At 46.5% G+C, this 22,341-nt stretch carries 20 protein-coding genes; 14 read left to right on the top strand and 6 right to left on the bottom strand.

The annotated features are described in order from the left end of the window. Positions 1 to 4: 4 nt before the first annotated feature. From def to FHW36_RS22095, 5 genes are all read left to right on the top strand, one after another. A complete protein-coding gene (def, locus tag FHW36_RS22115) occupies positions 5 to 583 on the top strand; it encodes a peptide deformylase (RefSeq protein WP_145672091.1) in 579 nt (192 codons plus the stop codon). Positions 584 to 654: 71 nt separating this feature from the next. After that, complete coding sequence (locus tag FHW36_RS22110; RefSeq protein WP_145672089.1) at positions 655 to 1,206, top strand: RNA polymerase sigma factor; 552 nt, start codon at positions 655 to 657, stop codon at positions 1,204 to 1,206. A gap of 66 nt (positions 1,207 to 1,272) precedes the next feature. Beyond that, positions 1,273 to 2,118, top strand: coding sequence for an anti-sigma factor domain-containing protein (locus tag FHW36_RS22105; RefSeq protein WP_145672086.1), 846 nt, complete (start codon positions 1,273 to 1,275; stop codon positions 2,116 to 2,118). Positions 2,119 to 2,297: 179 nt separating this feature from the next. After that, complete coding sequence (locus FHW36_RS22100; RefSeq protein WP_186452560.1) at positions 2,298 to 2,864, top strand: anti-sigma factor; 567 nt, start codon at positions 2,298 to 2,300, stop codon at positions 2,862 to 2,864. A gap of 150 nt (positions 2,865 to 3,014) precedes the next feature. Beyond that, positions 3,015 to 3,968 carry a hypothetical protein gene (locus tag FHW36_RS22095; RefSeq protein WP_145672082.1) on the top strand — a complete coding sequence of 318 codons (954 nt, stop codon included), beginning with the start codon at positions 3,015 to 3,017 and terminating at the stop codon, positions 3,966 to 3,968. Here the strand turns inward: FHW36_RS22095 and FHW36_RS22090 are convergent, their stop codons facing one another. Further along, positions 3,969 to 5,645: a gliding motility-associated C-terminal domain-containing protein gene (locus tag FHW36_RS22090; protein ID WP_145672080.1), complete on the bottom strand. Its 1,677-nt coding sequence runs from the start codon at positions 5,643 to 5,645 to the stop codon at positions 3,969 to 3,971. It abuts the gene before it with no gap. 132 nt (positions 5,646 to 5,777) lie between these two features. Beyond that, on the bottom strand, positions 5,778 to 6,851 hold the full coding sequence (locus tag FHW36_RS22085) for an RluA family pseudouridine synthase (protein ID WP_145672078.1): 1,074 nt from the start codon (positions 6,849 to 6,851) through the stop codon (positions 5,778 to 5,780). Between the two features lie 117 nt (positions 6,852 to 6,968). On the opposite strand from FHW36_RS22085, the gene lipB reads away from it, so the two are divergent. Continuing rightward, positions 6,969 to 7,673 carry a lipoyl(octanoyl) transferase LipB gene (gene lipB, locus FHW36_RS22080; RefSeq protein WP_145672077.1) on the top strand — a complete coding sequence of 235 codons (705 nt, stop codon included), beginning with the start codon at positions 6,969 to 6,971 and terminating at the stop codon, positions 7,671 to 7,673. 11 nt (positions 7,674 to 7,684) lie between these two features. Here the strand turns inward: lipB and FHW36_RS22075 are convergent, their stop codons facing one another. The 3 genes from FHW36_RS22075 to FHW36_RS22065 all read right to left on the bottom strand — a co-directional run bounded on the left by FHW36_RS22075 (position 7,685) and on the right by FHW36_RS22065 (position 10,718). Continuing rightward, positions 7,685 to 8,416, bottom strand: a complete 732-nt coding sequence (locus tag FHW36_RS22075; RefSeq protein WP_145672075.1) for a hypothetical protein — start codon at positions 8,414 to 8,416, stop codon at positions 7,685 to 7,687. A 65-nt stretch (positions 8,417 to 8,481) separates the two neighbouring features. Beyond that, complete coding sequence (locus FHW36_RS22070; protein ID WP_145672073.1) at positions 8,482 to 9,375, bottom strand: 1-aminocyclopropane-1-carboxylate deaminase/D-cysteine desulfhydrase; 894 nt, start codon at positions 9,373 to 9,375, stop codon at positions 8,482 to 8,484. A gap of 2 nt (positions 9,376 to 9,377) precedes the next feature. Next, positions 9,378 to 10,718 (bottom strand): alpha-L-fucosidase, encoded by a 1,341-nt coding sequence (locus FHW36_RS22065; RefSeq protein ID WP_145672071.1) that lies wholly within the window; start codon positions 10,716 to 10,718, stop codon positions 9,378 to 9,380. A gap of 130 nt (positions 10,719 to 10,848) precedes the next feature. On the opposite strand from FHW36_RS22065, the gene FHW36_RS22060 reads away from it, so the two are divergent. The 8 genes from FHW36_RS22060 (at position 10,849) to ilvA (ending at position 21,135) form a co-directional block, all read left to right on the top strand. Further along, on the top strand, positions 10,849 to 11,751 hold the full coding sequence (locus FHW36_RS22060) for a sugar phosphate nucleotidyltransferase (RefSeq protein ID WP_145672069.1): 903 nt from the start codon (positions 10,849 to 10,851) through the stop codon (positions 11,749 to 11,751). Then, positions 11,742 to 12,839, top strand: coding sequence for a phosphotransferase enzyme family protein (locus FHW36_RS22055; RefSeq protein ID WP_145672068.1), 1,098 nt, complete (start codon positions 11,742 to 11,744; stop codon positions 12,837 to 12,839). The genes FHW36_RS22060 and FHW36_RS22055 overlap by 10 nt, the downstream gene beginning before the upstream one ends. 509 nt (positions 12,840 to 13,348) lie before the next feature. Beyond that, a complete protein-coding gene (locus tag FHW36_RS22050) occupies positions 13,349 to 14,251 on the top strand; it encodes a branched-chain amino acid transaminase (protein WP_145672066.1) in 903 nt (300 codons plus the stop codon). Positions 14,252 to 14,587: 336 nt separating this feature from the next. Next, positions 14,588 to 16,267, top strand: coding sequence for a dihydroxy-acid dehydratase (gene ilvD / locus FHW36_RS22045; protein WP_145672064.1), 1,680 nt, complete (start codon positions 14,588 to 14,590; stop codon positions 16,265 to 16,267). Further along, entirely contained in the window at positions 16,233 to 17,981 is a 1,749-nt protein-coding gene (gene ilvB, locus FHW36_RS22040) for a biosynthetic-type acetolactate synthase large subunit (protein ID WP_317131895.1), read from the top strand. Before ilvD ends, ilvB begins: the two co-directional genes overlap by 35 nt. A gap of 48 nt (positions 17,982 to 18,029) precedes the next feature. Beyond that, a complete protein-coding gene (ilvN, locus tag FHW36_RS22035; RefSeq protein WP_145672062.1) occupies positions 18,030 to 18,569 on the top strand; it encodes an acetolactate synthase small subunit in 540 nt (179 codons plus the stop codon). Between the two features lie 99 nt (positions 18,570 to 18,668). Next, positions 18,669 to 19,715, top strand: coding sequence for a ketol-acid reductoisomerase (ilvC, locus tag FHW36_RS22030; RefSeq protein WP_145672060.1), 1,047 nt, complete (start codon positions 18,669 to 18,671; stop codon positions 19,713 to 19,715). 163 nt (positions 19,716 to 19,878) lie between these two features. Beyond that, entirely contained in the window at positions 19,879 to 21,135 is a 1,257-nt protein-coding gene (gene ilvA / locus FHW36_RS22025; RefSeq protein ID WP_145672058.1) for a threonine ammonia-lyase IlvA, read from the top strand. Positions 21,136 to 21,200: 65 nt separating this feature from the next. Here ilvA and FHW36_RS22020 read toward each other — a convergent pair whose 3' ends face one another. After that, complete coding sequence (locus FHW36_RS22020; RefSeq protein WP_145672056.1) at positions 21,201 to 22,250, bottom strand: NAD(P)-dependent alcohol dehydrogenase; 1,050 nt, start codon at positions 22,248 to 22,250, stop codon at positions 21,201 to 21,203. Positions 22,251 to 22,341: the final 91 nt, after the last annotated feature.

The raw sequence follows: 22,341 nt of genomic DNA, 5'->3' as shown, positions 1-22,341 counted from the left end.
GAACATGATTTTGCCAATAGTAGCATATGGGCACCCGGTATTAAGAAAAGTAGCGGAAGACATTACGCCCGATTATCCTGGTCTGAAGGAATTGATTGAAAATATGTGGTCTACCATGTACGGTTCCAATGGCGTAGGCATTGCAGCACCACAGGTAAATAAAGCAATACGGTTGTTTGTAGTGGATAGTGAACAGATTATTAATAACCTGGAAGAAGATGAAAAAAACGACTATCCCGGCGACAACGGTGTAAAGGAAGTATTTATCAATGCACATATAGTAGAAACCGGCGGAAAAGAATGGGCCTACAACGAAGGTTGCCTGAGCATTCCCAAAGTACGCGAAGATGTAAACCGTGCGGAAACAGTGACCTTAAGCTATGTAGATGAAAACTTTACACCACATGTAAAAACATTTACAGGTGTTACCGCCAGGGTGATCCTCCACGAATATGACCACATTGATGGGGTATTATTTATTGATCACCTGAAACCGCTAAAACGCAGAATGCTGAAAAGTAAACTGGACGATATCTCCAAAGGCAAAATCAGGGTGGATTACAAGATGACTTTCCCTAAATAGGAAATAATTTTGTAATGTAAATAAAACCTGTTATTTTGGTATTATAAAGTATAACATCCATATCCTCAAACTTGGGAGCTACCTTAACATACACTGAAGTAGAGCTGATTCAGGGCCTTTTGGCCAGGGAGGAAAAGATATTTACCTACCTATACGACCACTATTCACCTGCTTTATACGGTGTAGCCCTCAAAGTAGTAGGCGAAGAAGCTGCCGCAGGTGATGTACTACAGGAGGTGTTCGTAAAAATATGGCGTAACATAGATCGATATGATCCCTCAAAAGGCCGTTTGTTCACCTGGATGCTGAACATAACACGCAATACAGCGATAGATAGTCTCCGATCCAAAAATCACAAGTTAGACCAGCGGATACAGGATGTTAACAGCGCATCATTGGTATACGAGCCGCAGCTGGCAGTACATTTATCTGTAGATCACCTCGGACTGAGTAAGGTGATAGAACAGCTACAAAAAGATCAGCGCATCATTATTGATATGGCTTATTTTAAGGGTCATACACAGGAAGAAATAGCCAAATCTCTTGAAATACCTTTAGGAACCGTGAAGACCCGCATGCGCAACGCTATTATCCAATTGAGAACGCTCTTAAAACAGTTGTAATACTGAAACATAGTGGATGTACAACGCTACATATCATCTGGAATTCTTGAAAGCTATGTTTTCGGCATGTTGCCGGAAGCTGAACGTAGTGAAGTAGAAGCTATCGTAGGACAATATCCTGATGTAAAGGCCGCCGTAAACTCGTTACAGCTGGACAAGGAAAGGTTTGTTCAGTTATATGCTGTTTCACCTCCATCTGCCATTAAAGATAAATTAACGGAAATCATCCGCCAGGAGAACACCCTGGAAGGCAATGAAAAACTACCGGAAGATTTACGTATCTCCAATTACCAGCCTACTGGTGAAAAAAAAAAGCCAGTAAAGGAAGCAGTAATTAAACAGCTGCCGGTCGCCAGGAAAAAGGACGACCGCAAGTGGAAAATAATGACCGCTGCTATTGTGATTTTATTGATAGGCAGTGTACTCCTGAACTTTTTTTTCTTCCAGAAATCCACCGACTATAAAAGCCGTTACAAATCATTGATTGCGACCAAAGAAAAACTGGAAGCAGAAAAACAGCGCGAATCCTTAACCAGCGCGCATTCTCCGGTAGCCCCGGTGATAGACCCGCTGAGCGATCCCGCTTTTAAATGGACAACCATCCGGGGGGCAGGCTTGTTTAAGGGAAAGACCGTTGCGGTGGGCTGGAACACAGGTACACAAGCGGTTTACCTGCAGGCCAGGTTGATGCCGGCACCTCCCACTGGTAAGCAATTCCAATTGTGGGCCATCATCAATAAGAAGCTGGTGGATGAAGGCGTTTTTGAAACTGGTGCAGAAGCTGCCCAGGTACTACAACAAATGAAACCTCTGGCAGCCGCCCAGGGCTTTGCTGTAACGCTGGAAAAAGCAGGAGGTAGCTCCGAACCCTCTATGGACCAGGTATGTATGTCGGCAAAGATTACGATGTGAAAAATGTAAGAAAAGCCCCCTGTTGTTTTGGATCAAATGAAGGAGGAGGCTGATGTGCAGAGATAAGTGGGAATAATTCCATATCCGTCAATTTTATTCTCTAACATCAATAATGAACCAAATCCGCAGGAGGGTGACCCTGTACCCGATCAAGACCTGCAACCACCAAAAGTATGTCCATGCAAGAAGAAACAACCAAAAGCCTATCCTGGAAATGGATTGCTGCCGCAGCTGCCATACTGCTGATCGGTAGCCTCATTCTCAACTATGTGTTCTTTAACCGGTACAACGAATTCAAAGAGTACAAAGACAAATACGAATCTTTGCTCCTCTCCCAGAACTCCATTTTGTCAAAGAGCAATCTTTACAAAACCCGCTTAGAGCAAATGGAAGAATCGATGGATATTATCCAGGATCCTAAAGTATTGAAGGTGCCAATGCCAGGAACCAAAGCATTCCCTGAAGCATTAGCGACCGTATTCTGGAATCCGCAAAGCCAGCAGGTTTACCTGAAAGTGAACAAGCTGCCGGAACCAGCCGCCGACAAACAGTACCAGCTCTGGGCTATCGTAGACGGTAAGCCGGTAGATATGGGCGTGTTCGAAATGGGTGATACCGCCAAACTCCTCCAGAAAATGAAAGTAACCGGCAAAGCACAAATGTTCGCCGTTACCCTGGAGAAAAAAGGTGGCGCCGCATCTCCAACAATGGAACAAATGTATGTGGCCGGAAAAATTCCGGGATAATCCTGGAAAGCTGAAAGCCTAAAACAAAAAAAGCAAAAAGCTATTGTAGCGAATGATCTAAACGTGTATATTTTACCCGCCCCGGTCACTCGCTATAATAGCTTTTTGCTTTCCGCTTTCTGCTTATCGCTTTTTCCTTAAATTGCAGGCATGTCACATATTTGGAAATGTTTAGCCGGAACCGTAGCCGGCTGCCTGCTACTGTTTACACAACTCGATGCCCAGGATACAGCCCGCTATAAAGGCATGACGGTTAACCTGGATGAAGTCATTGTGGAAGCAAAACGTATAGGCTTCGACGTTAACAGCTTTATTAAAAGGGTAGAAGAAGACACTACCTTTTACCGTGCATTCAAAAATTTACATATCGTAGGATTTGATGCCGTTAACGACATCCAGATACTGGACAAAGGCGGTACCCAGGTGAAAGCCTCCCTATTTAACCGCACCCACCAGGACATGAAAGGCAGATGCCGTACCATGCAAACGACCGACGAAAAAATAACCGGCGATTTTTATACCCGCAAAGGAAATTATAACTACTATACCGCTGAGCTATACGCTAACCTGTTCTTTACCAAAGGCACTGTTTGCGTAGATGAAACCGGCGAATCGCCCGAACGCTCCAGCGGAAGCCTTGCCCGGCATAAATCACAGCTGAAACAACTCATCTTCAACCCCGGTAAACCTGTACATGGCGTACCCATCGTAGGACAAAAAGTAGCCATCTTCAATTACGAAGTAATGCGCTTCTACGATTTTTCTATTTCCGCCCAAAATTATGTGGATGGAACCCCTTGCTACGTATTTACCGCGAAAGCCAAACCAGGCCTCAACCGTATCGACCGGGCCGATATTGTGATAGATGAGCTGATCACCTGGTTTAATAAAGACAATTTTGAAATCGTGGGTCGTAAGTATGCCCTGTCTTACAAAACAATGCTGTTCGACTTTAACGTGAAGATGAATGTACAGATGACGAAATACAATGGGCTACTGATCCCCTCCCTGGTATCTTACAGTGGAACCTGGAATGTACCCTTCAAAAAGCGTGAAACTGCCGTTTTTGCCGCAAAATTCATGAATTTTACCGCTGCTCAGTAGTTAGTTCAGCAGCGTAATAGTACCCGTTTTATGCACGGGTAATCGCGTATCTGTTTCTTTGTAGTCCACAATCCATACATAGGTGGCTACATCTGCTGTTTTCCCGTTGACCTTCCCGTTCCAGCCCACCTGTGGGTCGGTGGTATAGAATACCCGCTCTCCCCAGCGGTTGTAAATGCTGATGGTATAATCGTAGATAGGACAACGATAAATGGGCCGGAAAAAGTCGTTCCGGCCATCGCCGTTAGGTGTGAAGGCGGTAGGGAAAAATAACTGGCAGATGCAATCGTGATACGTGACTGTTACAGAATCAACTGACTTGCCACAGCTGTTATACGCTACCATGGCATATATACCTGGTCTGGTCACCGTGTACATGGGGGTGCTGGTACTGTCTTGCCACTTGAAAATACTGCCGCCGGCGTCGGTAGCATGCAATTGGTACACTTCATTTTTACAAAGCAATGTATCCGGACCCAGGTTCACCCGCAGGGTATCGTCGAACGCTACTGAAATACTGTCGAACGACTCACAGCGGCCTATCTTGGCATGTACATAGTAGTAACCTGGTTTGGTCACATAATAGGTGGCCTGGTCTGATCCATCCTGCCAACGATAAACTCCATTGCCAAAATCGGCTGTCAACACCAGGAAATTCCCTTTACAAATGGTCGTATCGTTGCCCAGGTTCAGCTTCTTCAGGCGATTGTAGTTGATGAAAATAGTATCTATTACGCTGCAGGTATGGTTTATTTCTACCAGCGCCCATAGATTGGTGGTTTGATTAATCGTAACAGACGGCGTAGTGGCACCGGTACTCCATTCCCATTTGGTAGCTTCCGGGATCTTTGGCGCTATCGTAATAGATTCGCCCGGGCATAATAAAGTATCGGGCCCCAGCGAAAAAGGATAAGGGGCGCCGGTAAAGGTAATGGTAACCTGGGCCGACATCATAGCGCAACCTTTCGGAAATACATCTACATGATAAGTACCGGAAGTGGTTACAGGCTGCGTAGGCTCTGTATTACCGGTATTCCACAGGTAGGTACAGTTCTGGGCAGTAGCGTCCAGGGTGATGTTTTCGCCGGTGCAAAGCACCAGGTCTTTACCCAGGTCTATTTTGGGAATGGGCGTATAAAAAATATTGACCGAATCGGGGTTCGGACATCCGTTGATTTTTACTTTATAAGTAGCAGAAGTGTCTACAAGAATGCTGCTGCCGGTAGAGCCATCCTGCCACAGGTAGGTGGCGCCGGGTATTACCGGTGCACTGAGCGTCATGGTGGAACCCTCACATAAGGTGATGTCCTGCGGCCCCAGGTCGAAAATCACCGGTGTTACGATGGTAATAGGTTGTATGGTGGTATCAGGTACACCCTGCCGCCACGCAATGAGCGTATCGTTGTAAGTGCCGATAGCAGTATAAATATGGAAAGCTCCGCGGATATTAACAGCCGAATCTTTTGGTCCGGATGCCGGATCACCGAAATACCATTTTACGGAATCAATTCCCGCCGGGGTATTGATTTGGAAAAAGGAAGTATCATTTACGCAGGTAGAAGATACGGTAAACGGGGTTTTACCCTGTGCGGCGGTGGTTTCGGGGAGCAGGCAACAGGCAGCCAGCACAAGCATCAGGTATAAGATACGAACGGAAATGGATCTTTGGCTTCTCATGTATTGACATGGGTAATTACCGCTAAGATAATATAAAACATGTAGAATATTTTTAATAATAAAATTGGGAGAAGAAAATGATTATTACATTTTCTTCTCCCAATCGTATCTATTCACAGGGTATTAATCTGCTCAGCTTTCTTCATCTCTCAGTGGCCTGGCAGAGATATATCTTTTCCATTTCTCCAGCACGCTGGTAAAATCGGCCGGCAATGGGCTTTCGAAATGCATTTGCTGACGGGTACGTGGATGTATGAATCCCAGCTGTTGCGCATGCAGGGCATGGCGGGGCATAATATCGAAGCAGTTATCGATAAACTGTTTGTACTTCGTATATACGGTGCCCTTTACAATACGATTCCCACCATAGGTTTCATCGTTGAAGAGAGAGTGGCCGATATGTTGCATGTGCACACGGATCTGGTGAGTACGGCCGGTTTCCAGTCTGCATTCTACCAGGCTCACATAGTTGAAGCGTTCCAGCACCCGGTAATGGGTAATGGCTTCTTTACCATATTCACCATCGGGATATGCATCCATGATTTTCCGTAACCGTTGGTGGCGGCCTACGTGAGCTACTACGGTTCCTTCATCTTCTTCAAAATCGCCCCATACCAGCGCTATATAACGGCGATGTACGCTATGGTCAAAGAATTGCTTGGCCAGATCGTTCATGGCTTTAGACGATTTGGCAATGACCAGTAACCCGCTGGTATTTTTATCGATCCGATGCACCAATCCGAAGCGGGGAATTTCTGGCTCCGTCACCTGTGTTTTATCCCCCAGGTACCACGACAAGCCGTTTACCAGGGTACCATCGCGGTTACCACAACCAGGATGTACTACCAGGCCGGCCGGTTTATCAATCACCATCACATCTTCATCTTCGTATACTATGTTCAGCGGTAACTCTTGCGGAATAATGTCGTTGTTCTCCGGATTCCGGTTGGAAAATACCACAATCCTGTCCAGTGGCCGGATTTTGTAATTGGCTTTAACGGGTTTATCGTTTACCAATACCATCTCACCATCCAAGGCTTGTTGTACCTTGTTGCGGGTAGCGCCTTCAATGCGGTTTGTAAGGAATTTATCGATACGGAGGGGCTCCTGACCTTTGTCCACCACCATATTAATTTTCTCATATAATTCCTCACTGCCATCGCCATTATCCAGCTCATCTTCCAATTCCAGCAGTTCTTCAGCCATTAATATTATTTTTTGCAAAGGTAAAGTTTAGTTGCCAGTTTAGCAGCCCCTCGTCAAATGTTCGGGATCACGCCGAATTGGCGTACCTTTGCGCAGCGAAAAAGAACCAGTACGATCATGGAAAAAGCAAAACAACAGATTGTAGTAAAAGACCTTGGCACCATTGGTTACCAGGCCGCCTGGGACTACCAGGAGCAGCTATTGAAAGAAAATGTGCAGTTGAAATCAACTACCCCCGCCGGGCAGCCAGCGCCTACTACCCACTACCTGCTGTTTTGCGAACATCCACCGGTGTATACCATCGGTAAAAGCGGGCATATCGAAAACTTGCTGGTATCCGAACAACAGTTGCAGGAAGAAGGTATCGACTTCGTGCCTACCAACCGGGGCGGCGACATCACCTTCCACGGACCTGGCCAGATAGTAGGTTATCCCATCCTGGACCTGGAACATTTTTTTACCGACATCGGCAAATACCTGCGTTGCCTGGAAGAGGTGATTATCCGTACCCTGGCAGAATACGGTGTTACCGGCGACCGCTCTAAAGGAGAAACCGGCGTATGGCTGGATCCGCAGGATAAAGCCCAAGCCCGTAAAATATGCGCGATGGGCGTACGTTGCAGTCGCTGGGTAACCATGCATGGCTTTGCTCTCAACGTTAATACCCTCATGGATTATTTCAATAATATCATTGCTTGTGGTATTGCCGATAAACAAGTAGCGTCACTCGATAAAGAAGTAGGACATGCAGTAAGTATGGAAGAGGTGAAAGCTAAGCTGAGCAAGCACTTTGGAGAAGTGTTTGAAGCGGAGATGGTGTAGAGACGTAACGTCTACATCTTATAGTTCAACGGAATAAACAAATTCCACTTCTCTAACACCTTTCCATTCTCAAATATTTCAAAATTGAACCAGCCTGCATGCAGGAAAATCGCCTTTTCCAGGATGAGGAAAGGCCCTTTCACTTCTGGTATATCAAAGAGGAAGGCTCCGTTTGCCTCATAAAACTTTACGGTATATTTTTTCTCCGGGGCATCTGGTAATTTGATATTCACATTGCCATCTGCGGTGGTATAAATATAATTTGATGGGTGCCACTGTATTCTCTCAGGCTCTTTGTTTTCCTGCTCTTTGCCTCTGAGGCCTTTGGCGGCATCCTTGATATCGGCGTACTGGAGTTTCTGGTCTGCGCGGATACTGCTATCTGATAGGGCCAGTACCGTTTTACTATACATATAACGCCCATTGGTGAATAAAATAAACAGGCGGTAGTAGTTGGTGCCGGGCAGGGGCCTGTTATCAAGGTAAGCATTCCTTGTTTGGGTAGGATAGCTGGCATACCCGATGGTATTAAAATTCAGTACGCTGTCGAGCGACCGCTGAATACCGATTTCTTTGACTTGCGTAAAGCCGGAGATCCAGTCCAGTTGTATTTTACCGGTTTTAATGGTAGCCACGAAGTTGGGCAGTACGGGCGGAACATAGGTTTGTTCCTGTGCTTTCCCTGTAAATGCCGTCAATAAAAATATTCCAATAACAAAAGTTATACGCACAATTTGCTTCATACTGATTATTCCGAGCTCTTTAAGTTGGCAAAAATACACTACCGTTCAAATATAATGAACAGTTTTTAAAAGGTTAAAACGCCGGGAGGGAGGGAAAGATTGCCTTGCAGCCCGCCGGTATGTACCAGCAATACCTGGCTGTTGTCCGGGAAATAGCCTTGCAGGGCCAATTGCTGAAATGCCTTTACCAGTTTACCGGTATAAATAATATCTGTTGGAATGCCTGCTTCCTGATAAAAGCTATTGATAAAATCTATGAGGGCGGGCGATTTCCTGGCATAACCACCTTCATGGAAGTCGTGTAACAGGGTCCAGACCGGACAGGGGCCGGGTTTTAGCAGGTCGTTCACCTCGCTTTCCAGGTATTGCGCGCCTTTTAGTACAGGGATTCCGACCACCTGCTGTTGCAGGCTGGCGCTGTTGATCAGCCCGGCCAGTGTGGTGCCGGTACCTACAGCGCAAAGTATATGTGTATAGTGGGTAGTAGGGAGAATAGACAGGATTTCTTCACAACCCTTGGCGCCCAACGGGTTGTGCCCGCCTTCCGGAACCAGGTGATAGTCGGGGAACAGGGAAGCATAAGTATCCAGTGCAGTGCCGTTCCGGTAATCTTCCCGGCTTACGAATATCAGCTCCATACCGTTGGCAGTGGCTGTTTGCAGGGTATGGTTCCCGGATGCATGGTGCTCTTCTCCGCGTATAATGCCAATACAGGTAATACCGGCTTCTTTACAGGCTACCGCCGTAGCTGCAATATGATTGGAGTACGCGCCTCCAAAGGTGAGTATACCGGCGCAGTGATCGGCCAGTGCAGCCTGTATATTATGTTTTAATTTAAACCATTTATTGCCGGATATCTCCGGGTGGAGCTGATCTAAACGCAACATGGCTGCGGAGATATGCTCCGGCAGCCATGCAGTGTGTATAGATGTTAAGGTGATGTTGCTATAATGCAGCATAGTTATTCGTTGGTGAGGAAACCACCTTTCCCCCTGTATAGCTTCACGGCTTTGTCCAGCTTCACTTTCAGTACAGTCACGTACTTATCCTGCACCTGTTCCGGTACATCAATGTATACCAGCCCTGGTACCGGGCTCCAGGAGATCTTACCTACTATCTTGTGCGACAGCGGGGTATTATTGCCCAATACGGTGATGCTTTCAATTTTATTGGATAATCCTTTCACCATGATCGGCCCGCTGGTTTTAGAGGCAAGGAACAGGTAAAGGGTGGTAGAATCTTTCGACAGGGTGGTAGGGCCATAGAAATGTCCTTGCGGAATACCGCCAATGGTGTTGAAAATGGCTTCTCCATTGCGTTTATTCCAGGCGCCCAGTTCTTTGAGCAGGTGTACTTCTTCATCGGGGATGCTGCCGTCGGCGCGGGGACCTATGTCCAGCAGCAGGTTACCGCCATTGGCCACGGCATCCGCGAAGATGGTGATGATTTCATAGGGTGTTTTCCAGTTGGTGTCCTGTGGTTGCCATCCCCAGTTGTTGTTGATGGTCATACAAAGCTCCCACCAATGGAAATGCGGACGGGTAACGGGGAAGTTCTGTTCCGGGGTGTCATAGTCGCCATACCCTTGTAAACGCCCGTTGATAATTGTATTAGGATTATGATCGGTGAGCATTTTGCGCATTTTAGGGGCTTCCCATTCTTCGGCAGAATGTTCCCAGTCACCGTCAAACCACCACAGGTCGGGGTTGAATTTGTTCATTACTTCCGCCATCTGGCCTTCGTAAAACCCGAGGAACTTCTTCCATCTTTCGGGCTGTGCTTTGATATCATAGCGATTGCTGTCTTTCAAAAACTGTGGATAATCCGGGTAACTCCAGTCGATGAGGGAAAAATAGGCCCCACATTTGATACTATCGCGCCGCAAGGCTGCAAAAAAGGGAGTGAGCACGTCCCTTTTGGCTGGCGTGCTCTTAGCAACATTCAGTTTACTGTATTTACTGTCCCACAGGGCTACCCCGTCGTGGTGTTTGGTGGTCATGACTGCATAACGGGCGCCAGACTCCTTGATAAGATCGGCCCAGGCCTGCGGGTCATAATTACTGGCGGTAAAGCCTTTCAGCTGCCGCATGTAATCGGGATAAGAGATTTTTTTGTTGTGGAATGACCAGGATTCATCGATTCCGTTTACAGAATAGATGCCCCAGTGGATGAAAATGCCCAGTTTGGCATCGGCAAACCACTGCATTTTTTCTTTGATCTCTTCAGGACTTGTTTTTTCCTGCGCACTGGCAGCGGTAAAAAGCTGTGTGGCAAGGACTCCCAGCACTAGTAATCTCTTCATTGTTCGGTTTAATTAATCTTTAAAATACGTGTTCTACACAAAAAGAAAGTGTGAAAATAGTTTTAATGATTAAATTTAACGCCGTTATTTTAGGTAAATAGTTGTCAATTATAAAACTAATATCAGCAAAATGCAACCGACTTTATTGATTTTGGCGGCCGGAATGGCCAGTCGTTATGGCAGTTTGAAGCAAATCCAGCAATTTGGCCCCAGCGGAGAAACTATCATTGATTATTCTATTTACGACGCTATCAGCGCCGGCTTTGGGAAAATTGTGTTCATCATCCGTGAAAACTTTGCAGCGGAATTCAAAGAAATCTTTGAACCTAAGCTGAAAGGCCGTGTAGAGGTGGATTATGTATTCCAGGAAATGGATGCATTTGTAGGTAACCACACCATTCCTGCCGACAGGACTAAGCCATGGGGTACCGCTCATGCTATCCTTTGTGCAAAGAATGCCATCAATGAGCCATTTGCCGTAATCAACGCGGATGACTTCTATGGTACCGACTCTTTTGTGAAAATGGCGGCTTTCCTGAAAAATGACTGTAAGCCAGATGTATACAGCGTGGTAGGGTATGAACTGGGCAAAACTATCAGTGAACATGGCTCTGTATCCCGCGGCGTTTGCGAAGTAGGCGCTACGCAGAACCTCACAGCTATCAACGAAAGAACTAAAATATACAAAGACGGTGATCAAATCGTGTATGAAGACGCTGACGGTGGCAAACACCCGCTGGCAGCCAATACACCGGTTTCAATGAACTTCTGGGGATTCCATCCCAGCGTGTTTCAGCTGAGCCAGGACTTATTCACCGAATTCCTGGATAAGAACATCAGTAATCCTAAGTCAGAATTCTTTATTCCGATTGTAGCTGATGAATTTATCCGTCGCAGTAAAGGCGAAGTAAAAGTATTACCTACCAGTGCAAAATGGTTTGGTGTTACTTACAAAGAAGATGCACCCGGCGTGCAGGCCAGTCTATCCGAGCTGGTTAAGAAGGGAGAATATCCAGACAATTTATGGAAATAAAACCAAACACAAGGATCCTTCAGGCTTTCGGATTGGAGCCTGAAGGATTAAATGTCCGAAGATTTGGATCAGGACACATCAACAACACTTTTTTGCTGGAAAAAAAGCAGGACGGCAGTAAGTATGTTTTACAGAAAATCAATGTAAGCGTATTTAAGGAACCAGGAGTGATCGCCGCTAACCAGAGAATGGCAGCGGATTTCCTGGCAGTTCATCATCCCGGCTATCTGTTTATTACGCCGATCCCCACGGTTAACGGGGAAGAGCTCTTTGTAATTGACAACGAATACTGGAGAATGATCCCTTTTATTGCGGATTCCGTAACGGTAGACCAGGCCGACAACCCAAAGCAGGCGTATGAAGCAGCCAAACAGTTTGGCCGCCTCGCCAGTTACCTTTCGGGAATTGACCTGAAGCCGTTTAAAGCTTCTATTCCAAACTTTCACAACCTTACCTTGCGGTACAGCGCCTTCCAGGATGCTATCCGCACCGCTAAGGAAGACAGGAAAGCTGCAGCAGAAGAGATGATTGAAGAATTCCTCCGCTATTCTGACATCGCTGTAACGTATGAACAACTGAAAACAAATCCCGATTTCAGGGACCATCTGATGCACCACGATACCAAAATCAATAACGTATTGCTCAACAAGGATACTTATGAAGGTATTTGTGTGTGTGACCTGGATACCCTGATGCCCGGAAAAATCATCTCAGACCTCGGCGACATGGTACGCACCTATGTTTGCCCCGTTTCTGAAGAAGAAAAAGATTTCAGCCAGATCGTTATCCGCGAAGAATACTACGAGGCCCTCATGCAGGGGTATCTCGAAGAGATTGGCGGTACTTTAACCAAAGTAGAAAAAGAACAGCTGTTCTTTGCCGGGAAGTTCATGATCTACATGCAGGGAATAAGATTCCTTACCGATTACCTGAACGGTGATGTATACTATCCCATTAAACATCCAAAACACAACTATGACCGCGCTAAAAACCAACTGGTACTTCTGCAGCGGCTCATGGAAAAAGAAACGATATTGCAGGAAATTATCGGCAAATGCCTGCTTATCAGCGTAACAAGTGAACAGTAAAATGAAATCATTTTTTAGAACGTGAACAGTAAATGAAATGAAATCATTTAAATCCCGGTGCACCCCGCACCGGGATTTTTTTTGCCCCTTTACCTGTGTTTTGTACACAAAATTGGTAGATTAATTTATAATGAACTATTGAATTGTTTAGAAAAAGAGCAAGTATTGACTTGTTTTTTTAAATATTTTCAAAAACACCTAATGTGATTAATTTTTTACGAAATATTGGGAAGGTTATTGTTTTTTATTTTTTTCGCGAATACTTTTGTAGAAACACAGTCAATAACAAGCACCTCCATGTGGGTAAATAAAGACAATATAAAGCTTAATCACATCGTACCTCAGCTCAATTGGGCTATCACGAAGGTCGTGATTATAGTCGTTGTCATTATTAGCCACCAGTTCGGAGGATAGGTAAACGTGCATATAATCACAAGATATAGAGCCTTCCTCCGCAAAGAGGAAGGCTTTTTTTTTGGACGATAGATTCCTGGTATAATTTCAATTTTATGTATAGCTATTACAACGACAACACCATTCTTTACATCAACGGTGAGTACACCAAAGCGAACGCCGCTACAACTGACCTGTTTGGCCAATCGCTCCACTACGGTTACGCAGTATTTGAAGGCATCCGCGCCTACAAGACTGCTAACGGAGAAGTGAAGATTTTTAAAGCAAAAGAACACTTCGACCGCCTCCAGCGCTCTTGTGAACTGATCCACATCCCTTACAAATTTGATAACGAAGCGTTGATCGCCGCCTGTTACAAAGTACTGGAGATGAATAACATGGAAGAAGCTTACATCCGACCGCTGGTTTTCTGTCCGCCTAACATGACCCTCAAAGCAGCATCGGAATCAAATATCCTGATCTGCGCATGGGAATGGGGAGCGTACCTGGGAGAAAAACTGTTGCGCGTAATGACTTCCTCCTACGAGCGACCTAATCCTAAAGCCTTTAAGATAGAATCCAAATCCGCCGGTCTCTACGTAAACTCGATACTGGCCTCACAGGAAGCAAAAGAAAAAGGCTACGATGAAGCACTCCTCCTCGATATGAATGGTTACGTTGCTGAAGGCCCCGGCGCTAACATCTTCTTCGAAAAAGACGGCAAAATCTACACTCCTCCTGCCGGTAACATCCTCCCAGGCATCACCCGCGCCACCGTTATTGAACTTTGCCAGGAACTGAATATCCCACTGGAAGAAAAATTATTTACCATCGCTGAACTGAAAGAAGCCGAATGCGCCTTCTTCTGCGGTACCGCCGCTGAAGTAATTGGCCTCGACTCCCTCGACGGACAATCATTCGGTAAACCATGGGCACAGTCACTCGGAAAAGTACTACAACAGGCCTACAAAGCCAGAGTACTGGAAAAATCCTTCCAGCGCGAAGCTCAACTGGCCTAAATGATATACAGCTGAAAGCTGAAAGCCGGAAGCACAAAGCTATTGAAGCGGATATCGCCCATCCATTATGTATGGGGCTTTTACCAGATATCTGTAAATGGGCTTCAGCAAACATAGGTAGCTTTATGCTTTCCGCTTTCCGCTCTATGCTTTCTGCCTTGAAGGTCGTAAATCGAAAAATACACAACCCTTTACTGTAAAGGGTTTGGGCAACAGAAAGGCAGATTTGAATACCGGTAATTTGGAAATTGTTGGTTTGAATATGAGGCAACTACCGGGTAATTTGTGGTGGAGTTTTAAAATAGGGTTACTATAACTCCGGTAATAACTAAAGCAATGGAATTAAATAAATACAGCAAGACGATTACGCAGGATCCTACGCAACCAGCCGCACAGGCACAGTTGTACGGAATTGGTTTGACAGAGGAAGACTTGAAAAAAGCACAGGTGGGCATTGTTAGCATGGGCTACGATGGTAATACCTGCAACATGCACCTCAACGACCTGGCACGGGACGTGAAAAAAGGCGTCTGGGCCAATGACCTGGTGGGACTCATTTTTAATACCATTGGCGTCAGCGATGGTATGAGCAATGGTACTCCCGGTATGCGCTATTCCCTCGTGAGCCGCGATCTGATTGCTGACTCCATTGAAACTGTAGCCGGAGCGCAGTATTATGATGCCCTCATTACTGTTCCTGGCTGCGATAAAAACATGCCCGGTTCCCTGATGGCCATGGGGCGCCTCAATCGCCCGTCTATCATGGTTTACGGCGGTACTATCGCCCCTGGAAAATATAAAGGCCAGGATCTTAACATCATCTCCGCTTTCGAAGCACTGGGTCAGAAAATGGCCGGTAAACTCGATGAAGGCGATTTTAAAGGCATCGTACAAAACTCCTGCCCCGGCGCCGGCGCCTGTGGAGGTATGTACACCGCTAATACCATGTCTTCGGCTATTGAAGCACTCGGTATGAGCCTGCCCTATAGCTCATCCAACCCCGCCCTGAGCAAGGAAAAAAGGGATGAGTGCCTCGCCGCAGGTAAATACATCCGCCTGCTCCTGGAAAAAGATATTAAACCCAGGGACATCATGACGAAAGACGCATTTGAAAATGCGCTCACCATCATCATGGCCACTGGCGGCAGCACCAATGCCGTACTGCATTTCATCGCTATCGCAAAATCCGTAGGCGTTGATATTACCATTGATGATTTCCAGCGTATCAGCGATAAAACACCGCTGATCGCCGATCTCAAACCAAGTGGTAAATACCTCATGGAAGACCTCCACAACATCGGCGGTATTCCCCTGGTAATGAAATACCTCCTGCAAAAAGGATTCCTCCACGGTCACTGTCTCACCGTTACCGGTAAAACAATTGCCGAAAACCTGGAAAATATACCAGACCTGGATTTTAGCGCACAGGATATCATTGTACCGCTGGAAAAACCATTGAAATCAACCGCACATATTCAAATCCTCTACGGTAACCTGGCCACCCAGGGATCTGTAGCTAAAATAACTGGTAAGGAAGGCGAACGATTCAAAGGACCCGCCCGCGTATTCGATGGCGAATTTGAATTGATTGCCGGTATTACCTCCGGTAAAGTGAAACAGGGAGATGTCGTCGTCATCCGCCACGTAGGCCCTAAAGGCGCACCCGGTATGCCGGAAATGCTTAAACCAACCAGCGCTATCATGGGCGTGGGCTTAGGTAAAAGTGTGGCCCTCATCACAGATGGCCGCTTCTCCGGTGGTACCCACGGATTCGTGGTAGGCCACATTACCCCCGAAGCTTTTGAAGGTGGTAATATAGCCCTGGTACAAGATGATGATATCATCGAAATCGACGCAGTAAAGAACTTTATCAATGTGGAACTGAGTGATGAAGAACTGGCTGCCCGCAGGGCAAAATGGGTACAACCCGCATTGAAAGTATCCAATGGAATCTTATTTAAGTACGCAAAACTTGTAAAAAATGCAACAGAAGGATGTGTTACCGATGAAGCCTGAGATAGCTGATAAGCAGTTGACTGTAAAGCCCGTTATTACTGGCTCTGAAGCAGTGATTCGCTCCCTGATAGCAGAAGGAGTCGACACTATCTTCGGTTATCCCGGCGGGGCGATCATGCCTATTTATGATGCCCTCTATGATTTCCAGGATCAGGTACACCATATTCTCGTCCGTCATGAACAAGGTGCTACACATGCTGCCCAGGGATACGCCCGCAGCTCCGGCAAGGTAGGTGTGGCTTTTGCTACTTCCGGTCCTGGCGCTACCAACCTGGTAACAGGTTTGGCAGATGCTTATATGGACTCTACCCCCATGGTATGCGTAACCGGCCAGGTAGCCGCCGCTTTACTGGGTACAGACGCATTCCAGGAAACAGATGTGATCGGTATCACCATGCCTATCACTAAATGGAATATACAGGTAACCCGTGCGGAGGACATCCCTGCTGCCATGGCCAAAGCATTTTATATTGCCCGTAGCGGCCGTCCAGGCCCCGTACTGGTGGATATCACCAAAAATGCACAGTTCGGGGAATTCGAATATGAGTATAAGAAATGTGAATATATCCGCAGTTATCGCCCTCTTCCCGAATTAAACAAGGAAGCTGTATCCGCCGCTGCTGAACTGATCAACAACGCTAAAAAACCATTTATCCTCTGCGGACATGGTGTACTGATATCCGGTGCGGAAAAAGCACTGATCGCACTGGCCGAAAAAGCACAGATCCCCGTAGGCTCTACCTTGCTGGGATTATCCGCTATGCCGGTAGATCACCCGATGTACGTAGGTATGCTGGGTATGCACGGTAACTACGGTCCTAATATGCTCACCGGCGAGGCCGACGTAGTTATTGCAGTTGGTATGCGCTTCGATGACCGCGTAACGGGCGACGTAGGTACCTATGTGCCCAACGCCAAAGTAATTCACATCGAAATTGATGCCGCTGAAATCAACAAGATCGTGAAAGCGGATGTAGCAGTGCATGCCGATGCCAAACCCGCGCTGGAAGCGCTATTGGAATTGGTGAAACCTGCACAGCACAGCGAATGGCTGGAAGAATTCAGGGCAGCTGATAAGAAAGAATACGAAAAAGTACAGCATAGAGAATTATATCCCGAAGCTGGTGAACTGAAAATGGCGGAGACAATCCGCCTCATCTCAGAAAAAACCAAGGGAGAAGCCGTACTGGTAACAGACGTAGGACAACACCAGATGGTAGCTTCCCGCTACTACCGGTTCAAAAATCCTAATACTAATGTTACCTCCGGTGGTATGGGTACAATGGGCTTCTCATTGCCAGCAGCCATGGGCGCCAAAATGGGTACCCCGGAGAAAGAAGTGGTGGCTATCATTGGCGATGGCTGCTTCCAGATGACCCTCCAGGAACTGGGCACTATTTATCAATCACAGATCGGCGTGAAAATAGTGATCCTCAACAACAACTTCCTCGGAATGGTAAGACAATGGCAACAGTTGTTTTTCGACAAACGCTATTCTTCAACTGAAATGGTCAATCCCGATTTTGTACAGATTGCCAAAGGGTTCTTTATCCCCGGCAAGAAAGTAACAGCAAGGGAAGATATATCTGCCGCCATTGATGAAATGCTGGCACACAAGGGCGCTTACCTGCTCGAAGTAGTGGTGGAAAAAGAAGATAACGTATTCCCCATGGTACCGGCAGGCGCTCCTATCACTTCCATCAGGCTGGAGTAGCAGGTACAGAAGGATTCATTTTGATCATTTGTAATTCACAACAGGTATATGCAAAAAGAATATACAGTAACGGTATATACGGAAGACCGTATAGGTATCACCAACCGTATCACGATTATATTTACCCGCAGGGGCATTAATATTACCAGTTTAACCACAGCTGAAACAGAGATACCCGGTGTATATAAATTCATTATAACGGTGTTGTCTACACGTGAAAAGCTGGATAAAGTGGTAGGCCAGATAGAAAGACTCATTGAAATACATCGCGCCTTTGTACACGAAGAAGAAGAAGTCGTATACCAGGAGCTGGCATTATACAAAATATCTACCCGGTCGTTACACACCGGCGATATCGAAAGGTTGATCCGCGAAAACAACGCGCGTATCCTCACCATTACTGCCGAATATTTCGTGATCGAGAAAACAGGCCACCAGCAGGAGTTGATCGACTTCATTAAAAAACTGGAACCATACGGTTTGATCGAGTATTCAAAAAGCGGCCGCGTAGCCATCGTAAAATGGAGCCGCCGTTTCCATGAACACCTGAAAGAATTGCAGGCAGAGGATGCAGAACACGGCCTTTAGCAGATCGCTGAAAGCTGTTAAACGATACATTATTATTCATTCAAATCACACGTCAGCTAATAGCTAACCGCTAATAGCTAAAAGCTAAAAAAACAACACATGGCAACCATCAATTTTGGAGGGGTACTCGAGCAAGTAGTAACCAGAGAAGAATTCCCTATGGAAAAAGCAAGGGAAGTGCTGAAGAACGAAGTGATTGCAGTAATTGGTTACGGCGTACAAGGTCCTGGCCAGGCACTGAACCTGAAAGACAATGGCTTCAATGTTATTGTAGGCCAACGTAAGAATTCAAAAACCTGGGATAAAGCGGTAGCTGATGGCTGGGTTCCTGGTGAAACTTTATTCGACATCGAAGAAGCAGCTCAAAAAGGTACTATCATCCAGTTCCTGCTGTCTGATGCTGGTCAGATCACCCTGTGGCCTACACTGAAACAACACCTGACTCCTGGTAAAGCACTCTACTTCTCCCACGGGTTTGGTATCACCTATAAAGATCAAACCGGTATCGTTCCTCCGGCTGATGTAGACGTAATCCTGGTAGCCCCTAAAGGTTCCGGTACTTCCCTACGTCGCCTGTTCCTGGCTGGTCAGGGGCTGAACTCCAGCTTCGCTATCTTCCAGGATGCTACCGGTCGCGCTAAAGAACGCGTAGTAGCACTGGGTATCGGCGTTGGTTCCGGTTACCTGTTCGAAACAGATTTCAAAAAAGAAGTATACTCCGACCTCACCGGCGAACGCGGTTCCCTGATGGGTTGTATCCAGGGTATCTTTGCAGCGCAATACGAAACCCTGCGTAAAAACGGTCACTCTCCTTCTGAAGCGTTCAACGAAACAGTAGAAGAACTGACACAGTCCCTGATGCCACTGGTAGCAGAAAATGGTATGGACTGGATGTATGCTAACTGCTCTACTACTGCTCAACGCGGTGCACTTGACTGGTGGAAGAAATTCAAAACAGCTACTCAGCCTGTATTTGATGAACTGTACGCCAGCGTAGCTGCAGGTAAAGAAGCTGCCCGCTCTATCGCTTCCAACAGCACGCCTGATTATCGCGAAAAACTGAACGAAGAACTGAAAGAACTGCGCGAAAGCGAAATGTGGCAGGCTGGTGCAGCAGTACGTAAGTTGCGTCCTAACAACGCTTAATTTTTTTAAAATTATAGTGACGGATGGCAAACCATTTTGGAATTTTGATTATTAGCATTCCCGCTGTTTAGTTTCCCGGAGATTTTTCCACGGAACTTTATAGCTGAATAGCCGATTCCCAGAATTCCGGAATGGTTTGCCATTTGTATTTTAAATAGATCATATGTCTGAAGTAATGAGCAGTGTCAATTCATTGAATATCCTCGATGCAGCGGTGAAGCTGAAATCAGTGGTGGCCCGCACCCCGCTTACCTACAGCGCCAACCTTTCCCGGCGCTACCAATGCGATGTGTATCTGAAAAGAGAGGATATGCAAATTGTACGCTCCTATAAATTACGCGGTGCTTATAACCTCATCAGCAGCCTCCCTGCTGAAATATTGGCCAAAGGCGTTACCTGCGCCAGCGCCGGCAACCACGCCCAGGGCTTCGCCTACGCCTGCAAAGCCATGAACATCAAAGGCGTGGTGTTTATGCCCGTAATTACACCAAAACAAAAAGTAAACCAGGTAAACATGTTCGGAGGCGATAACATCGAAATCCGGCTTACTGGCGATACCTTCGACGATTGCTCCGCCGAAGCCCAGGCATTTACCGCCGCTAATAACATGACTTTCATCCCGCCCTTCGACAATGCAAAAATTATTGAAGGCCAGGGCACCGTGGCCGTGGAGATATTGGAAGACCAATCCGGTATCGATTTCCTCTTTGTTCCGGTAGGCGGCGGGGGACTGGCAGCCGGACTAGGCACCTACTTCAAAACATACAGCCCTAAAACCCGCATCATTGGCGTAGAGCCGGAAGGCGCCCCTTCCATGCTCAAAGCGCTCGAACAGGGCGGCCCCGTTACCCTCAACGAAATTGAACGATTTGTAGATGGCGCCGCAGTGAAAAGAGTAGGTACGCTCAACTATGAAATCTGTAAAGATGTATTGGAAAAGATGCACCTCGTGCCTGAAGGAAAGGTATGCTCTACCATCCTGCGCCTGTATAACGAAGATGCCATCGTGGTAGAACCCGCAGGCGCCTTATCTATTGCGGCACTCGACGGCTTTGCTGAAGAAATAAAAGGAAAGAAAGTAGTATGCGTAATCAGTGGCAGCAACAACGACATTGACCGCATGCAGGAAATAAAAGAACGCTCCCTGCTTTACGAAGGATTAAAGCATTACTTTATTGTACGCTTTGCACAACGCCCGGGTGCATTAAGAGAATTCGTGAATCATATTCTCGGCCCCAACGACGATATCACCCGCTTTGAATATATCCAGAAACACAACAAGGAAATAGGCCCGGCACTGGTAGGTGTTGAACTGAAGTACCGGGAGGACTACGATAAACTGATCGCCAATTTCCAGAAATATAATTTCCAGTTCACTGAGCTGAATAAAGACGATAGCTTATTCGGATACCTGGTGTAACTATTAACTAAAAAGGGATCTCCTGTACGGGATCCCTTTTTAATTAGATATTCTGATAAACAGGCTTATTTTTTTAAACTGGCAATATCAATCACGAAGCGGTATTTTACATCTCCCTTCAACATCCGCTCATAAGCCGTGTTGATATCTTTAATGTCAATCACTTCTACATCGCTGGTAATATTATGCTCCGCGCAGTAGTCCAGCATCTCCTGGGTTTCACGGATACCGCCAATCAATGACCCGGCAATGCTCCTTCTGCCCATAATCAGGTTAAATGCCGGCACGGCCGATGGCTCCGGAGGTACACCCAAACAGATCATCACGCCATCCAGGTTCAGCATATTCAGGTAGTTGCTGTAGTCGTGCGGCGCGGAAATGGTATTGATAATAAAATCGAACTGGTTGCGTAGTTGCTTTAACTGCTCCTTGTTGGTGGTCAGCGCAAAATGATGGGCACCCAGTTTTTTGGCATCCGCTTCTTTCGATGGAGAGGTACTGAGCATGGTGACTTCCGCTCCCATAGAAGCAGCCAGCTTTACGGCCATATGTCCAAGTCCTCCTAAGCCAACTACACCTACTTTATGCCCTTTGCCTACTTTCCAGTGGCGCAGGGGTGAATAGGTGGTAATGCCAGCGCAGAGCAATGGAGCTACACCCGACAAAGGTAATTTATCAGATATCTTCAAAGTATATTTCTCATCAGTCACAATGTGCGTAGAATAACCACCATAGGTAAGCGTTTTCCGGTCCATCTCATAGCCATTATAAGTACTGGCGCCGCCGGTAACACAATATTGCTCTTCTCCGGCTTTGCATGGTGCACATTCACGGCAGGAATCTACAAAACATCCGATCCCCGCCAGATCGCCTACTTTAAAACGGGTAACATGATCTCCTACTTTGGTCACACGCCCTACTATTTCATGACCCGGCACCATCGGGTAGATGGAGTTGCCCCATTCGTTACGCACCTGGTGTATATCGGAATGGCATACGCCACAATATAAAATTTCGATCTGTACGTCATGAGGACCTGGTTCCCGCCGTTCAAAATTCCATGGCCCCAGCGGGGAAGTGGCATCCTGTACGGCATAAGCTTTTGTTGCAATCATGGTGTATATGTTTAGACACCGAATCTACGCGTAATTTGTGAACAAAAAATGACGGCCTCAGAAGTAGGGCCTTTTTACTTTTTTCGATAAC

This window comes from Chitinophaga polysaccharea (genome assembly GCF_007829335.1).
Taxonomy (GTDB): Bacteria; Bacteroidota; Bacteroidia; order Chitinophagales; family Chitinophagaceae; genus Chitinophaga; species Chitinophaga polysaccharea_B.
The sequence above is the reverse complement of the archived record's forward strand: the minus strand, read 5'-3'. Positions and strand labels throughout refer to the sequence as shown.

Coding starts and splice junctions, on each gene's coding strand:
- def (WP_145672091.1), top strand. CDS start 5: ATGATTTTGCCAATAGTAGCATATGGGCACCCGGTATTAAGAAAAGTA.
- FHW36_RS22105 (WP_145672086.1), top strand. CDS start 1,273: ATGTTGCCGGAAGCTGAACGTAGTGAAGTAGAAGCTATCGTAGGACAA.
- FHW36_RS22100 (WP_186452560.1), top strand. CDS start 2,298: ATGCAAGAAGAAACAACCAAAAGCCTATCCTGGAAATGGATTGCTGCC.
- FHW36_RS22095 (WP_145672082.1), top strand. CDS start 3,015: ATGTCACATATTTGGAAATGTTTAGCCGGAACCGTAGCCGGCTGCCTG.
- FHW36_RS22090 (WP_145672080.1), bottom strand. CDS start 5,645: ATGAGAAGCCAAAGATCCATTTCCGTTCGTATCTTATACCTGATGCTT.
- FHW36_RS22085 (WP_145672078.1), bottom strand. CDS start 6,851: ATGGCTGAAGAACTGCTGGAATTGGAAGATGAGCTGGATAATGGCGAT.
- lipB (WP_145672077.1), top strand. CDS start 6,969: ATGGAAAAAGCAAAACAACAGATTGTAGTAAAAGACCTTGGCACCATT.
- FHW36_RS22075 (WP_145672075.1), bottom strand. CDS start 8,416: ATGAAGCAAATTGTGCGTATAACTTTTGTTATTGGAATATTTTTATTG.
- FHW36_RS22070 (WP_145672073.1), bottom strand. CDS start 9,375: ATGCTGCATTATAGCAACATCACCTTAACATCTATACACACTGCATGG.
- FHW36_RS22065 (WP_145672071.1), bottom strand. CDS start 10,718: ATGAAGAGATTACTAGTGCTGGGAGTCCTTGCCACACAGCTTTTTACC.
- FHW36_RS22060 (WP_145672069.1), top strand. CDS start 10,849: ATGCAACCGACTTTATTGATTTTGGCGGCCGGAATGGCCAGTCGTTAT.
- FHW36_RS22055 (WP_145672068.1), top strand. CDS start 11,742: ATGGAAATAAAACCAAACACAAGGATCCTTCAGGCTTTCGGATTGGAG.
- FHW36_RS22050 (WP_145672066.1), top strand. CDS start 13,349: ATGTATAGCTATTACAACGACAACACCATTCTTTACATCAACGGTGAG.
- ilvD (WP_145672064.1), top strand. CDS start 14,588: ATGGAATTAAATAAATACAGCAAGACGATTACGCAGGATCCTACGCAA.
- ilvB (WP_317131895.1), top strand. CDS start 16,233: ATGCAACAGAAGGATGTGTTACCGATGAAGCCTGAGATAGCTGATAAG.
- ilvN (WP_145672062.1), top strand. CDS start 18,030: ATGCAAAAAGAATATACAGTAACGGTATATACGGAAGACCGTATAGGT.
- ilvC (WP_145672060.1), top strand. CDS start 18,669: ATGGCAACCATCAATTTTGGAGGGGTACTCGAGCAAGTAGTAACCAGA.
- ilvA (WP_145672058.1), top strand. CDS start 19,879: ATGTCTGAAGTAATGAGCAGTGTCAATTCATTGAATATCCTCGATGCA.
- FHW36_RS22020 (WP_145672056.1), bottom strand. CDS start 22,250: ATGATTGCAACAAAAGCTTATGCCGTACAGGATGCCACTTCCCCGCTG.